The sequence below is a fragment of the Brevundimonas sp. EU05-FHT14B07 genome (assembly GCF_058790795.1).
Window position 1 is genome coordinate 294,046 of the sequence record NZ_JBYTCZ010000004.1, and the last position, 12,518, is coordinate 306,563.

General features: G+C 67.1%; 14 protein-coding genes. 5 read left to right on the top strand and 9 right to left on the bottom strand.

What is annotated here, in order from left to right; translation table 11 throughout:
• Nucleotides 1–11 precede the first annotated feature (11 nt).
• The 3 genes from ffh (at nucleotide 12) to rimM (ending at nucleotide 2,720) form a co-directional block, all read left to right on the top strand.
• Nucleotides 12–1,547, top strand: a complete 1,536-nt coding sequence (ffh, locus tag AC3WRC_RS11885; RefSeq protein ID WP_492303990.1) for a signal recognition particle protein — start codon at nucleotides 12–14, stop codon at nucleotides 1,545–1,547.
• 24 nt (nucleotides 1,548–1,571) lie between these two features.
• The gene (gene rpsP, locus AC3WRC_RS11890; protein ID WP_055754551.1) at nucleotides 1,572–2,123 is read left to right on the top strand and encodes a 30S ribosomal protein S16; all 552 of its coding nucleotides are present in this window, start codon (nucleotides 1,572–1,574) and stop codon (nucleotides 2,121–2,123) included.
• A gap of 69 nt (nucleotides 2,124–2,192) precedes the next feature.
• Nucleotides 2,193–2,720: a ribosome maturation factor RimM gene (gene rimM, locus AC3WRC_RS11895; protein WP_492303991.1), complete on the top strand. Its 528-nt coding sequence runs from the start codon at nucleotides 2,193–2,195 to the stop codon at nucleotides 2,718–2,720.
• On the opposite strand, the gene AC3WRC_RS11900 is transcribed toward rimM, so the two are convergent.
• Nucleotides 2,717–2,890: a YegP family protein gene (locus AC3WRC_RS11900; protein ID WP_112862816.1), complete on the bottom strand. Its 174-nt coding sequence runs from the start codon at nucleotides 2,888–2,890 to the stop codon at nucleotides 2,717–2,719. The two genes, rimM and AC3WRC_RS11900, sit on opposite strands and share 4 nt — an antisense overlap.
• Before the next feature lie 159 nt (nucleotides 2,891–3,049).
• Between AC3WRC_RS11900 and AC3WRC_RS11905 the strand changes: the two genes are divergently transcribed.
• Complete coding sequence (locus AC3WRC_RS11905) at nucleotides 3,050–3,766, top strand: glutathione S-transferase N-terminal domain-containing protein (RefSeq protein WP_492303992.1); 717 nt, start codon at nucleotides 3,050–3,052, stop codon at nucleotides 3,764–3,766.
• A 56-nt stretch (nucleotides 3,767–3,822) separates the two neighbouring features.
• Nucleotides 3,823–4,218 (top strand): DUF3597 family protein, encoded by a 396-nt coding sequence (locus AC3WRC_RS11910; protein ID WP_492303993.1) that lies wholly within the window; start codon nucleotides 3,823–3,825, stop codon nucleotides 4,216–4,218.
• 15 nt (nucleotides 4,219–4,233) lie between these two features.
• Here the strand turns inward: AC3WRC_RS11910 and AC3WRC_RS11915 are convergent, their stop codons facing one another.
• The 8 genes from AC3WRC_RS11915 to AC3WRC_RS11950 form a co-directional block, all read right to left on the bottom strand.
• Nucleotides 4,234–5,397 (bottom strand): benzoate/H(+) symporter BenE family transporter, encoded by a 1,164-nt coding sequence (locus tag AC3WRC_RS11915; protein WP_492303994.1) that lies wholly within the window; start codon nucleotides 5,395–5,397, stop codon nucleotides 4,234–4,236.
• A gap of 79 nt (nucleotides 5,398–5,476) precedes the next feature.
• Nucleotides 5,477–6,274, bottom strand: coding sequence for an enoyl-ACP reductase FabI (locus AC3WRC_RS11920; protein WP_162237597.1), 798 nt, complete (start codon nucleotides 6,272–6,274; stop codon nucleotides 5,477–5,479).
• A gap of 101 nt (nucleotides 6,275–6,375) precedes the next feature.
• A complete protein-coding gene (gene galU, locus AC3WRC_RS11925) occupies nucleotides 6,376–7,254 on the bottom strand; it encodes a UTP--glucose-1-phosphate uridylyltransferase GalU (protein ID WP_354072571.1) in 879 nt (292 codons plus the stop codon).
• A gap of 120 nt (nucleotides 7,255–7,374) precedes the next feature.
• Nucleotides 7,375–8,442, bottom strand: a complete 1,068-nt coding sequence (locus AC3WRC_RS11930) for a substrate-binding domain-containing protein (RefSeq protein WP_055754544.1) — start codon at nucleotides 8,440–8,442, stop codon at nucleotides 7,375–7,377.
• A 79-nt stretch (nucleotides 8,443–8,521) separates the two neighbouring features.
• Nucleotides 8,522–9,334, bottom strand: coding sequence for a phosphonate ABC transporter, permease protein PhnE (gene phnE, locus AC3WRC_RS11935; protein WP_492303995.1), 813 nt, complete (start codon nucleotides 9,332–9,334; stop codon nucleotides 8,522–8,524).
• The gene (gene phnD / locus AC3WRC_RS11940) at nucleotides 9,331–10,347 is read right to left on the bottom strand and encodes a phosphate/phosphite/phosphonate ABC transporter substrate-binding protein (RefSeq protein ID WP_055754543.1); all 1,017 of its coding nucleotides are present in this window, start codon (nucleotides 10,345–10,347) and stop codon (nucleotides 9,331–9,333) included. The genes phnE and phnD overlap by 4 nt, the downstream gene beginning before the upstream one ends.
• Complete coding sequence (gene phnC, locus AC3WRC_RS11945; RefSeq protein WP_055808912.1) at nucleotides 10,344–11,153, bottom strand: phosphonate ABC transporter ATP-binding protein; 810 nt, start codon at nucleotides 11,151–11,153, stop codon at nucleotides 10,344–10,346. The genes phnD and phnC overlap by 4 nt, the downstream gene beginning before the upstream one ends.
• Before the next feature lie 106 nt (nucleotides 11,154–11,259).
• On the bottom strand, nucleotides 11,260–12,489 hold the full coding sequence (locus tag AC3WRC_RS11950; RefSeq protein WP_492303996.1) for a DUF2254 domain-containing protein: 1,230 nt from the start codon (nucleotides 12,487–12,489) through the stop codon (nucleotides 11,260–11,262).
• Between the last annotated feature and the right edge of the window lie 29 nt (nucleotides 12,490–12,518).

The window sequence follows — 12,518 nt, forward strand, 5'->3', positions numbered from 1 at the left end:
CGAGGTAGTGAATGTTCGAGGCTCTGAACGAGCGGCTGACAGGCGTCTTCGACCGGATCACCGGGCGCGGCGCCTTGTCCGAAAAGGATGTCGCCGAGGCGATGCGCGAAGTGCGCGTGGCCCTGCTCGAGGCCGATGTCGCCCTTCCGGTCGTCAAGGAATTCATAGCCTTCGCCACCGAGCGCGCGACCGGCGAAGAGGTTATCCGTTCGGTCAAGCCGGCCGATCAGGTGGTCAAGATCGTCTATGACGGCCTGATCGAGATGCTGGGCGGCGAAGAGCCGGTCCCGCTGAACACCAACGCCAATCCGCCCGCCGTGGTGCTGATGGCCGGACTTCAGGGCTCGGGCAAGACCACGACCTCGGCCAAGCTGGCGCTGCGCCTGACCAAGTTCGATCGCAAGAAGGTCATGATGGCCTCGCTGGACACGCGTCGTCCGGCCGCGATGGAGCAACTGGCCACCCTGGGCAAGCAGATCGAGGTCGCCACTCTGCCGATCGTGGCGGGCGAAAGCGCCGTCCAGATCACGCGCCGGGCGCTGCAATCGGCCAAGCTTCAGGGCTTCGACGTCCTGATCCTCGACACCGCCGGCCGCATCACCCTGGACGAAGGGCTGATGAACGAGGTCGCCGAGGTCGCCGACATCGCCAAGCCCGTCGAGACCCTGCTGGTCGCCGACAGCCTGACCGGACAGGACGCGGTGCGCACCGCCAAGGCCTTCCACGAGCGCCTGCCCCTGACCGGCTTGGTCCTGACCCGCGCCGACGGCGACGGTCGCGGCGGCGCCATGCTGTCGATGCGCGCCATCACCGGCCTGCCGATCAAATATCTGGGCGCCGGCGAAAAGGTCGATGCGCTGGACGTGTTCGACGCCCGTCGCGTCGCCGGCCGCATCCTGGGCCAGGGCGATATCGTCGCCCTGGTCGAAAAGGCCAGCCAGGATCTGGACCAGGCCAAGGCCGAGAAGATGGCCCGAAAACTGGCCAAGGGTCAGTTCGATCTGGACGACCTGGCCGGCCAGCTTCAGCAGATGAAGCGGATGGGCGGGCTTCAGGGCATCATGGGCATGCTGCCCGGCGTGGCCAAGATGAAAGGTCAGATGGCCGAGAGCGGCATCGACGACCGCATGATCCTGCGTCAGGAAGCCATCATCTCCTCGATGACCAAGGCCGAGCGCAAGAAGCCCGACCTGCTGAACGCCTCGCGCAAGAAGCGCATCGCCGCCGGCGCCGGCGTCGATGTGCAGGACGTGAACCGGGTTCTAAAACAGCACCGCCAGATGGCCGACGTGGTCAAGTCGATGGCGCGTGGCGGACCCAAGAAGATGCAGCAGATGGCCGCCATGCTGGGCGGCCTTGGCGGCGGCGGCACGCCCGGCATGGGCGGCGGCCCCGACATGGCCCGCCTCAAGGCGCTGGGCGGCGGCAAGATGGCCGAACCCTCCGCCGACGATCTGAAAGCCATCCAGGACCGGCTCGCCGGACTGGGAGGCGGACAACTTCCGGGAGGTCTTCCTGGCCTGCCGGGCTTCCCTCCCAAGAAATAACGACTTCCTAGAAAGAGACCTGAAATGCTGAAGATTCGTCTGGCCCGCGGCGGCGCCAAGAAGCGCCCCTACTACCACATCGTCATCGCCGACTCGCACTCGCCGCGCGACGGCAAGTTCATCGAGAAGGTCGGCAGCTACAACCCGATGCTGCCCAAGGACGGCGCCACGCCGCGCGTCGCCCTGAAGGTCGAGCGCATCGCCGAATGGCTCGGCAAGGGCGCCCAGCCGACCGACCGCGTCGCCCGCTTCCTGTCGCAGGACGAAACCCTGGGCCAGAAGGTCAAGTGGACGCAGTCGAACAACCCGAACAAGGGCGCTCCGGGCAAGAAGGCGCAAGAGCGCGCCGCTGAACGCGCCCAGCGCGAAGCCGACCGCCTGGAAGCCGAAGCCGCCGCCAAGGTCGAGGCCGCTGAAGCCGCCGCCCGCGCCAAGGAAGAGGCCGCCGCCGCCGCCGAAGCCGCCAAGAACGCTCCCGCTGCTGAAGAAGCGCCTGCCGAAGAGGCTCCGGCCGCTGACGCCGCCGCAGAGGAAGCCCCGGCTGCTGAAGCGACCGAGGAAAAGGCCGAAGGCTAAGCCTTTCGGTTTGACGATGATCAGGGCGGCGTCTTTCGACGCCGCCTTTTTCATGGGTTAAGAACACGCATGACCACGGACAGCAGATTGATCCTCGTCGGCCAGATCGGCGGCGGCTTCGGCGTGCGGGGCGAGGTGCGGGTGACCGCCTTCACCGCCGATCCCCTGGCCCTGACCGCCTATGGCCCTCTGCTGCGCGCCGATGGGACCGTGGCCTTGACCTTGACCTCGACGCGGCCCGACAAGAACGGCGTCGTCGGCCGGGCCAAGGAGATCGCCACAAAGGAACAGGCCGACGCCCTGCGCGGCCTGAAGCTGCACGTCCCCCGCGACCGGTTCCCTGAGCCGGATGAAGACGAGTTCTACCTCGCCGACCTCTTGGGCGTTCAGGTCCGCGACACGGCGGGCGCCGTCATGGGCACGGTGAAATCGGTTCAGAACTTCGGCGCCGACGACATGCTGGAGATCGCGCCCGCCGCCGGCGGCCCGACCTGGTATCTGCCCTTCACCAAGGAAGCGACGCCGGAACTGCACCTGGCCGACGGCTGGCTTCTGGCCGTGCCGCCGACCGAGGTGGGCGAGCGCGAGCCGGACTAGGCGTCCTCTACGGGCGCGTCGCCGACGTGCTTCTTGATCGACTCGATCGCCCGCTTGGCGCCCGACTTGTCTGCGTAGCCTTCGGTCGAGAAGATGACCTCGGAATTGTATTTGAAGCGGACGCGGTATTCGCCGGCCTTGTCCTGATAGACTTCGAACTTGTGCGCCATCGGGCGTTCCCCTGACTGCGACCGTCGATCGGTCACGGCCAAGCTGGCATCGCCAGCCGTACGGTTCCAGACACAAGCCCGCGATCAAATGGCGCCGGTGACTGTTGCGAAGCCTGCGGACCGCGCCAACATAAGGACGGAAACCCGCAGAGGCCCGCCATGACCGACCTGTCCGCCTTCCCGATCACGCAACGCTGGCCGGCACAGCACCCCGATCGCATCCAGCTGTATTCCCTGCCGACGCCCAACGGCGTGAAGGTCTCGATCATGCTGGAGGAGGTCGGCCTCGCCTATGAGCCGCACCTGATCGACATCACCAAGAACGAGACCTGGGGGCCGGAGTTTTTGTCGCTGAACCCCAACGGCAAGATCCCCGCCATCCTTGATCCGAACGGCCCGAACGGAAAGCCGCTGGCCCTGTTCGAATCCGGCGCCATCCTGATCTATCTGGCGGAAAAGACCGGCAAACTGCTCTCGACCGATCCGGCGACCCGCTACGAGACGATCCAGTGGGTCATGTTCCAGATGGGCGCGATCGGCCCGATGTTCGGCCAGCTGGGCTTCTTCCACCGTTTCGCCGGCAGGGAGTATGAGGACAAGCGCCCGCGCGACCGCTACGTCGCCGAAAGCCGCCGCCTGCTGGGCGTGCTGGAGACGCGGCTGGCCAATGACGGTGGAGAGCCCCGCGACTGGCTTGTTGGCGACTACTCCATCGCCGATGTCGCCACCCTGGGCTGGGTCCGCAACCTGATCGGCTTCTACGAAGCGGGGGAGATCGTAGGCTTCGCCGACTTCCCGCGCGTCGCCGCCTGGCTGGAGCGCGGCCTGGCGCGCCCCGCCGTCCAGCGCGGCCTCAACATTCCGGCGCGCGACTGATCTGAACCTCGCCCCGTCGGTCGCGTTGTCTGCTCACACCAACAGGAGCGCGACCGATGGGCATCTTCTCTTCGATCTGGAACAAGATCACGGGCCACAAGCCGAAGGCGGCCCCCGTTCCGCCGCCGGCCTCGACGGCTGGAATCCCGGCGCCCAACGCAGCGCCGGCCCCGCCCGCCGCACCGGCCTTGCCGCCCGTCGATGTCGAGGCGGTGCTCAGCGATCTTGCGGCGTCCAAGGGCGGCGGCGGCAACTGGCGGACCTCGATCGTCGATCTTCTGAAGCTGCTGGACCTGGATTCCAGCCTAGCCGCCCGCAAGGAACTGGCCGAAGAACTGAACGTCCACGCTGGCGAGCACGGCTCGGCCGAACAGAACATCGCCCTGTCCAAGGCCGTCTGGAAGAAGCTGGCCGAAAACGGCGGCCAGGTCCCGGCTTCGCTGCGGGATTAATCGCCTCTCGCTGGATCAGGCCGGCGGTCTGATCCAGCGCATGGCGGCCAGAGCGGCAAAACCCACGACCAGACCCCAGAAGGCCGATCCGACGCCGAACAGGGTCAGGCCCGAGGCCGTCGCCGCAAACGTCAGCACCGCCGCCTCGCGCGATCCGACCTCCGTCATCATGGTTTGCAGCGCGCCGGTCAGCGGCGCGATCAACGCCAGACCCGTCACCGCCGCCAGCACGGCCGGCGGCATGGCGATGAACAGCCCGGCCAGCGGCGCGGCGAACAGAGCCACCACCAGATAAAGACCGCCGTAGATAACGCCTACGATCCAGCGCTTGGCGACGTCGGGGTGCGCGTCCGGCCCGGTGCAGATCGCCGCCGTGATCGCCGCCAGATTGACCCCATGCCCGCCGAACGGCGCGATCAGCAGGCTGGCGACGCCGGTGGACAGGATCAGTCGGTTCGCGGGCGGCGGATAGCCGGCGCTCTGCAGCACCACCAGCCCCGGCAGGTTCTGCGCCGCAAGCGTCACCAAGAACAACGGAAAGCCCAGGCTGACCGCCGCCTTCCAGTCGAACACGGGCGCGACCGGCTCCAGATGGCCGAACAGGCCGGTCCCTGCGGGCAGGGCCAACTGCCCCCGCATCGCCAGGACCGCAAAAGCCGCCGCCAGCACGGCGGGCAAGGCCCAGGTCGGCCACAGCCGTCGGAAGATCAGGAAAACCGCGATCAGCCCGACAACCAAGGCCGGCTCGTCCGGCGCCACTTTGAACAGTCTCAGCACGAAGGGCAGCAGCACCCCCGCCAGCATGGCCGAGGCGATGGCCGCCGGTATCCGCCCCGCCAGCCGCCCCAGCACCGGGATCAGGCCGGTCAGGATCATCAGCAAGGCGGCGAAGACGAAGGCGCCGATCGCCGTCGGCCAGGACAGCCCCAGGGTCGAGGCCGCCAGCAGGGCCGCCCCCGGCGTGGACCAGGCCAGCACGACGGGGATCTTCAGCCGCCAGCTCAGCAAGGCGCCCGGCGCCCCGATGCCCAGGCACAGTGCCGTCACCATCGATCCGATCTGGCCCGCGTCTGCGCCCAAGGCCTGGCCGGCCTGAACGACCAAGGCGACCGTCCCGCCAAACCCGATCACCGTCGCCACGGCGGCGGACGAAAAAGCCGAGGCGGGCAGGGTGCGCATGGAAAAGGCCGGAGCATTCATGCCCCGGCCTTAAACCGTCGTCTTGGATGGCGGAAGACTGGGATCCAGCCCTCCTTGATCAGCCCTCGATGTCTTCCGGCAGGCCCACGGCGTGGAAGCCGGCATCGACGTGGACGACTTCGCCCGTGGTCGAACGGCCCAGGTCCGAACACAGCCACAGGGCAGCGCCCGCGACGCCCTCCATCGAGGTCTCTTCCTTGATCAGCGAGAACTGCGCCGACTTGGAGTGCAGGCCGCGCCCGCCCGAGATGCCTGCCAGCGACAGGGTGCGCATGGCCCCGGCCGAGATGGCGTTGACGCGGATGTTCTTGGGACCCAGGTCGCGCGCGATATAGCGGGTCGCCGCTTCCAGCGCCGCCTTGGCCACGCCCATGGTGTTGTAGTTCGGAATGACCCGCTCGGACCCCAAATAGGTCAGGGTGATCAGGCTGCCGCCGTTCGGCATCAGCTTGGCCGCGCGACGCGACACGTCCACGAAGCTGAAGGCCGAGATGTTCATGGCCAGAAGGAAGCTGTCGCGCGTGGTGTTGTCCACGAAGCTGCCCTTCAACTCATCCTTGTTGGCGAAGGCCACCGAATGGACGACGAAGTCGATCGTGCCGAAGGTCTTTTCCAGTTCGGCGAAGGCCGCGTCCATCGAGGCGTCGTCGGTGACGTCGGCCGGGATCAGCAGCTTGGCGCCGACGCTTTCCGCCAGCGGACGCACGCGGCGCTCCAGGCTTTCGCCCAGATAGGTGAAGGCCAGCTCGGCGCCCTGGGCGGCCAGTTGCGAGGCGATGCCCCAGGCGATGGAGCTGGAGTTGGCCACGCCCATGATCAGGCCCTTCTTGCCCTTCATGAGGTCGCCGGTCGGCATGTCCCAGCCTTCGGAAGTCGCCATGGTTCGTCTCCTGATGATTTGCGCGGAGGGTTAGCAGGGGCGGGCGTAAACCGGAACCCCCGCCGCCTTCCCTAGCGTCAGAGCAGACCCGCGATCGCCTCGCGCGCCGCGTCGCCCAGATCAGGGCGTTTCAGGGCCAGGGCGACGTTGGCGCGCAGCAGGCCGATCTTGTCACCGCAGTCGTGGGTCACGCCGGCATATTCCACGGCGGTGAAGCTCTGGTCCGCCATCAGTCGCGCCATGGCGTCGGTCAGTTGGATCTCGCCGCCCGCGCCCTTTTCCTGCGTCGCCAGCAGGTCGAAGATTTCCGGCTGCAGGATGTAACGGCCCGAGATCGACAGGTTGGACGGCGCGGTTCCGGCGGCGGGCTTTTCGACCATGCCCTTCATGACGATGCGCGAACCGTCTCGGCTGACCGGATCGACGATGCCGTACTTGTGGGTCTGATCTTCCGGGACGGATTCCACGCCGATGATGTTGCCGCCGGTTTCGGCGTAGACCTGGGCCAACTGCTTGAGGGCGCCGGGCTGCGAATCCACGATAACGTCGGGCAGGATGACGGCGAAGGGCTCGTGGCCGATGATGTCGCGCGCGCACCAGACGGCGTGGCCCAGACCCTTGGGCTGCATCTGACGGGTGAAGCTCATCTCCCCGGCCGAGGCCAGTTCGGCGTTCATCATCTCCAGGATGTCGGTCTTGCCCTTGGCCAGAAGCTGGGCTTCCAGCTCGATCTGGTGATCGAAATAGTCCTCGATGGCGCCCTTGGAGCGGCCAGTGACGAAGACAATGTGCTCGATCCCGGCTTCGCGCGCCTCTTCGACGATGTAGGACAGGATCGGCCGGTCGACGACGTTCAGCAGTTCCTTGGGGGTCGTCTTGGTGCCGGGCAGGACTCGGGTGCCGAGGCCCGCGACGGGCAGTACGGCCTTGCGCAGGCGCGCGGGCGTGGTGGTCATCAAATCATCCTGACAGCTATCCCGCCCCTTCTACGGCCTCGTGCGCTTCAGTTGAAGCGCTTCGCGCTTCAACGGGGCGAACCGGTGAAAGAAGGGGCGGAACGGCGGTCGGGTTCCGCCTTATTTGGCAGGGCGGGCCATCGGGGTCATGGCGGCGATGGTCGCGCGCTGGGCCAGCAGTTGGTCTTCCGGCAGCGGGATCAGTCCGCGGTCGGCCAGATAGCCGCCCTTGCCGGCGGCGCCTTCCGACAGGAACTCCTGCACGAACTGCTGCAGGCCCGGAATGACGCCGATATGAGCCTTCTTCACATAGATGTAGAGGCTGCGTGACAGCGGGTATTCACCGCTGGCGATGGTGTCAGCGGTCGGGGCGACGCCGTCGATGGTCTCGGCCTTCACCGTGTCCAGGTTCTGCTCCAGGAACGAATAGCCGAACACGCCCAGCGAGCCCGGCGTGCGGGTCAGGGTTTGGACGATAGCGTTGTCGTTCTCGCCGGAATCGATCCAGGCGCCGTCCTCGCGCAGGGTGTGGGCGATGCCTTCAAATCGGTCCTTGTCGCCTTCGATCGCCTTGACCGCCGGCACCAGCTTGGCGCCCGGCGTCATGCCCAGCTCCAGGAAGGCGTCGCGCGTGCCCGAGGTGGGCGGCGGGCCATAGACCTGGATGCGCTGGTTCGGCAGGCCGGCGTTGACCTGGTTCCAGGTCTTGGCCGGATTGGCGACGAATTGACCGTTGGCGCCCGGCACTTCCTTGGCCAGGCCCTCGTACAGGTCGTTCAGTTCGAAGTTGAAGCCGTTGCCGTTACGGGCAGTGGCGATGACGATGCCGTCGAAGCCGATCTTGATCTCGACGATGTCGGTGACGCCGTTCTTGGCGCACAGGTCGAACTCGGACTGTTTCATCTGACGCGAGGCGTTGGCGATGTCCGGGGTGGTCGGGCCGACGCCCTGGCAGAAGGCCTGAATGCCGCCGCCGGTGCCCAGCGATTCGACGCGCGGCGCCGCGCCGCCCGAACCGCGCGCGAAGGTCTCGGCGACCCGCGTGGCGAAGGGGAAGACGGTCGACGAACCGGCCGCCCAGATGCCGGAGCGCGCGCCGGAGGCGGAGCCGCCGCCGCCGTTGTCGCCACAGGCCACCAGGGCCAGAAGGGCGGCGGCCGAAGCCGCCAGTTTCAGTGTGCGGATCATCCAAGGCTCTCCCTGAGCATCGATTTCGCGATGCTTAGAGCAGAGGATTATGACAGTCCCGCGAAGGGGACCGCCGCCGCTACAGCAGGCGGCGGCGCATTATCTGCGACAGGGTGTCGATCAGGGTCACGGCGACCACGACGACGATGACGATGGCCGAGACGGCGCGGAAATCGAAGGCGTTCATGCTGTCGAACAGCACCTGGCCGATGCCGCCCGCGCCGATCAGACCCAGCACCGTCGCGGACCGGCTGTTGGATTCGAAACGGTACAGGGCGAACGAGGTCCACAGCGGCGCGACCTGAGGCAGGACGCCCCAGACGATCTCGTGCAGCTTGCCGGCGCCGGTGGCGCGCACGCCCTCGACCGGACCCTTGTCGATCGACTCGACCGCTTCCGAGAACAGCTTGGCCAGAACCCCGGCCGTGTTCAAGGTGATGGCCAGGACGCCCGCCAGAGGCCCCAGGCCCACGGCGGTCACGAACAGCAGGCCGATCACCAGATCCGGCACCGAGCGCAGCAGGTTCATGATCCAGCGCACCGGCGTCACGACCCAGACGGGCGCGATGTTGCGCGCCGCCGCCAGACCCAGCGGGATACCCAGAATCACGGCCAGGAAGGTGCCCCACAGGGCGATCTGCACCGTCTCCCACATCTTGGCGACGAACATCTTCCAGTCGCTGAAGTCGGGACGCAGCAGGTCGTGGACGAACAGCTGGGTGCTGTCGTTGCCGGCGAACAGACGCGAGATGTTGCCCAGATCGACGGCGTCAATGCTGTACAGCAGGACGGCGGCGACGCCGCCCCAGACCAGGACGTCGGCGACCCAGGCGAGGGCGGACTTCTTGGGCGCCGCCGGAATCGCGACGGCGGGAGACGCGACTGCGGTCAAGGCCGGACCTCACGCAGGCTGCGCAGGCGTTGAAGCTCGCGCTCGGCGGCGGCGGCGGCGGCCGTATCGCCCTTGGCGCGGGCCTCGCCCAGTTTCTGGTCGGCGATCATTTCGCGGATCGGATCCAGATAGCTGTCGTCGGCGGCGGTGAAGCGGGAATATTCCAGGTCCGCCAGAACCTTGCGCTGCCGCTCGGCCTCGGCGCCTTCGCCCTGGCCATAGGTCAGGAAGAAGCTGCGGATCTTTTCCTTCAGCGCAGGATCCAGGTCCTCGCGCACGACGATGCCGCTCTCGGGGATCGGCGGCGAGGTCCAGATTTCCTCGATCTGGCCGGCCAGCTGCGGGTTCTCCTTGCGCATGAAGATGGTGTTCACGCTGTTGGAGGTCGCCACGTCGATCACGCCGGTCGCCACGCCGAAGGCGTTGGCCTGGTGGTTCGCCGAGCGCACGGTCTTGAAGCACTGGCTGGGGACCACGCCGCGCGGATTGAACAGGAAGGTCAGCGGGGCCAGGGTGCCCGACGTCGACTGGGCGTCGCCGATGCCGAAGTTGTACTTCTTGCCGCACGCCATGACCTGATCCAGCGTGATGCCCGATCCCTTCTTGACGATCAGGGTCGACTGATAGCTGTCCAGACCCTCGCGGTTGACGGTGCGGGCGATGACTTCGGCCTTGGCGCGATCGATGGCCTCGACCTCAGGCTTGGCCGAGAACCAGCCCACCTGGGTGTGGTTGCCGCGCATGGCCTCGACCAGGACGGTGTAGTTCGAACCGAAATAGGGCTTCACCGGCACGCCGATGGCCTTGGACATGTCGTCCAGCAGCGGCTGCCACAGCGGGCCGGCCGAGGCCTGGCCTTCGGCGGACAGGATGGAGAAGGTGATCTCGCTGGGCGCGCCGCCCGCAGCCTTCTTGTCCTCGCCGCCGCCGCAGGCCGCCAGGCCCAGGATCATGACGGCGGCGCCGGCCGCAGCGATTAGACGGCGGGTGGGGGAAATGCGCGACAGGCTCATGCCTTGGTCTCCCAGAACGCGTCCTCGAACTCGGGACCGTAGATTTCGATCAGGCGCTTTTGGTCCAGCGCCGTGGACGGGCCGTCATAGACGATCTTGCCGCCTTGCAGGGCGATGACGCGGTCGCAGTAGCGGATGGCGTAATCGACCTGGTGCAGGGTGACGATCACCCCCATGCCGTCGCGTTTGTTCAACTCGACCAGCAGTTCCATGACCTTGCGGGCGGACACCGGGTCCAGCGAGGCGACGGGCTCGTCGGCCAGAATGGCCTTGGCGCCCTGCACGATGGCGCGGGCGATGGCGCCGCGCTGCTGTTGGCCGCCGGACAGGGTGTTGGCGCGCTGGGCGGCGTAGTCGCTGACGCCGACGCGGTGCAGGGCCGCCATGGCCTTGTCCTTGTCCGCCTGGGGCCACAGGCCCAGAAGGCCCTTCCATCCGGGCAGACGGCCCAGCGCGCCCAGCATGACGTTGGAGAACAGGCTCAGTCGCCCGACCAGATTGAACTGCTGGAAGATCATGCCCAGCTTGCCGCGCGCCTTGCGCACGGCGCCGGTGACCCGGCCGTCCTTCTGCACGGTCTCGCCGAACACCTGGATCGTGCCGGCGCCGGCGTCGATCGACTGCAGGCCGGTGATGGAGCGGAGCAGGGTGGACTTGCCCGAACCGGACGGACCGATCAGGGCGACCATTTCGCCGGAGGCCACGGAAATCGAGACGCCGTCCAGCGCCTTTCGCGATCCGAAGGTCTTCGACACGTCACGCGCCAGGACTAGCCCAGGGGCGGCGGCGGCTGCGGATGAACTCATGAACTCGCTAGGAGGCTATGGCGAAGGGGCGCCGCAATAAGCTGAAATCGCGCTCGGGCAAGTCCTAATCGCACGTCGGGCGCAATCTCGTCCAGACCCGAGCCGTTCAGGAGCCTTCTGCCGCACCCTTCACCCGGGCGTAGTCCGCCGGAATCGGCAAGGCGGCGCGCGATCGCTCAAGCGCCTGATCGGCCATCGTCCGGACTGGTGCGGCCAGACAAGGGATCGAGGCCAGCGCCCTCAAGCCTTTTTGCAGTCTGATGGCGACCGCAACGTCGCCGGCCCCGTAACGGGCGATCGGGCCGAACAGATCGTCGAGCAGATCGTCTTCGGAGACGCCCGGCATCATCAGGCGATCTCGCAGGGTCCGCTTCTCGTCTTCCGCGCCGTCTCGGGCCCAGATGTCCATCAACCTCACGCCGGTCGACACCACCTGAATGGCCGTTCCGGGATCGTTGATACCAGGCGACAGAGCCTTGGCGGCGATCTCGCCCAGAACGATCAGGCCGAAGCGAGGGTCTTGATCATAGGAGCGCGAGTCTCCGATCGCGAAGGCGGAGCAGAAGGCGTCCTGGGCCTCTTTGTCGCAGGCCGGCAGGCTGACCCGGGCGAGGACCTCCCCGCGTCGCACGAAGGCGCCCGGCGCAGCGACCACCTCGACATGGCAATCCCGCTTTTCGGCCATGGCCTGTAGGCGATCGGGATCGACGTTCTGGACATAGCCTGTTTCCGGCGCCGTCACGTCCGCGCCGTTTTGCAGATGGCCCCCGCGCCCGCCCCAAAACGGATTGTCGCGCCGCTGTTCCAGCGCCTCGCACGCCCGGGCTTCGACCAGATCGATCATGTGACCGACCCGCGCCAGGCTGGACAGGCGGTTGATCCAGGCTAGGAGGCGAAACGCCACCAGACCCACCATGGCCAGGCTGATCAGGAACAGGATCGCCCGACCGTTCTGTCCGTAATAATGGGCGTTGATCGCGGTGACGGCGACGATGGCGTACAGGAAGGCGCCGACGAAGGTCGCCAGCGACTTCTGGGTCTCGTCATCGCTGGTGACCAGAGCCGCCACGCGCGGACTGGCCGCCGACGACACGGACGTATAGGCCGTGACCATGGCGCCGACCGAAAAGGTCGCCACGCCCAATAGGCTGGACGCCAGGATCGTCAGGATCGATTCCACAGACTCGCCGCCCAGACGCTCGGCCATCTCCTGTGGCACCCAAGGGGCCAGGGCGGCGGCCAGCAAGGCTGCGGCGACGCCCGCGACCGCATAGGCCGTGGCGCGCACCCACAGCTGACGCCGCATTTTGCGCCAAAAGAACAGCCATCGGTTCATGAAACCCTCCGATCATCGCAACGGCGCAG

Bases quoted from the DNA above. Each gene is read 5' to 3' on its own strand.
- ffh (WP_492303990.1), top strand. From the start codon at position 12: ATGTTCGAGGCTCTGAACGAGCGGCTGACAGGCGTCTTCGACCGGATC.
- rpsP (WP_055754551.1), top strand. From the start codon at position 1,572: ATGCTGAAGATTCGTCTGGCCCGCGGCGGCGCCAAGAAGCGCCCCTAC.
- rimM (WP_492303991.1), top strand. From the start codon at position 2,193: ATGACCACGGACAGCAGATTGATCCTCGTCGGCCAGATCGGCGGCGGC.
- AC3WRC_RS11900 (WP_112862816.1), bottom strand. From the start codon at position 2,890: ATGGCGCACAAGTTCGAAGTCTATCAGGACAAGGCCGGCGAATACCGC.
- AC3WRC_RS11905 (WP_492303992.1), top strand. From the start codon at position 3,050: ATGACCGACCTGTCCGCCTTCCCGATCACGCAACGCTGGCCGGCACAG.
- AC3WRC_RS11910 (WP_492303993.1), top strand. From the start codon at position 3,823: ATGGGCATCTTCTCTTCGATCTGGAACAAGATCACGGGCCACAAGCCG.
- AC3WRC_RS11915 (WP_492303994.1), bottom strand. From the start codon at position 5,397: ATGCGCACCCTGCCCGCCTCGGCTTTTTCGTCCGCCGCCGTGGCGACG.
- AC3WRC_RS11920 (WP_162237597.1), bottom strand. From the start codon at position 6,274: ATGCCGACCGGCGACCTCATGAAGGGCAAGAAGGGCCTGATCATGGGC.
- galU (WP_354072571.1), bottom strand. From the start codon at position 7,254: ATGACCACCACGCCCGCGCGCCTGCGCAAGGCCGTACTGCCCGTCGCG.
- AC3WRC_RS11930 (WP_055754544.1), bottom strand. From the start codon at position 8,442: ATGATCCGCACACTGAAACTGGCGGCTTCGGCCGCCGCCCTTCTGGCC.
- phnD (WP_055754543.1), bottom strand. From the start codon at position 10,347: ATGAGCCTGTCGCGCATTTCCCCCACCCGCCGTCTAATCGCTGCGGCC.
- phnC (WP_055808912.1), bottom strand. From the start codon at position 11,153: ATGAGTTCATCCGCAGCCGCCGCCGCCCCTGGGCTAGTCCTGGCGCGT.
- AC3WRC_RS11950 (WP_492303996.1), bottom strand. From the start codon at position 12,489: ATGAACCGATGGCTGTTCTTTTGGCGCAAAATGCGGCGTCAGCTGTGG.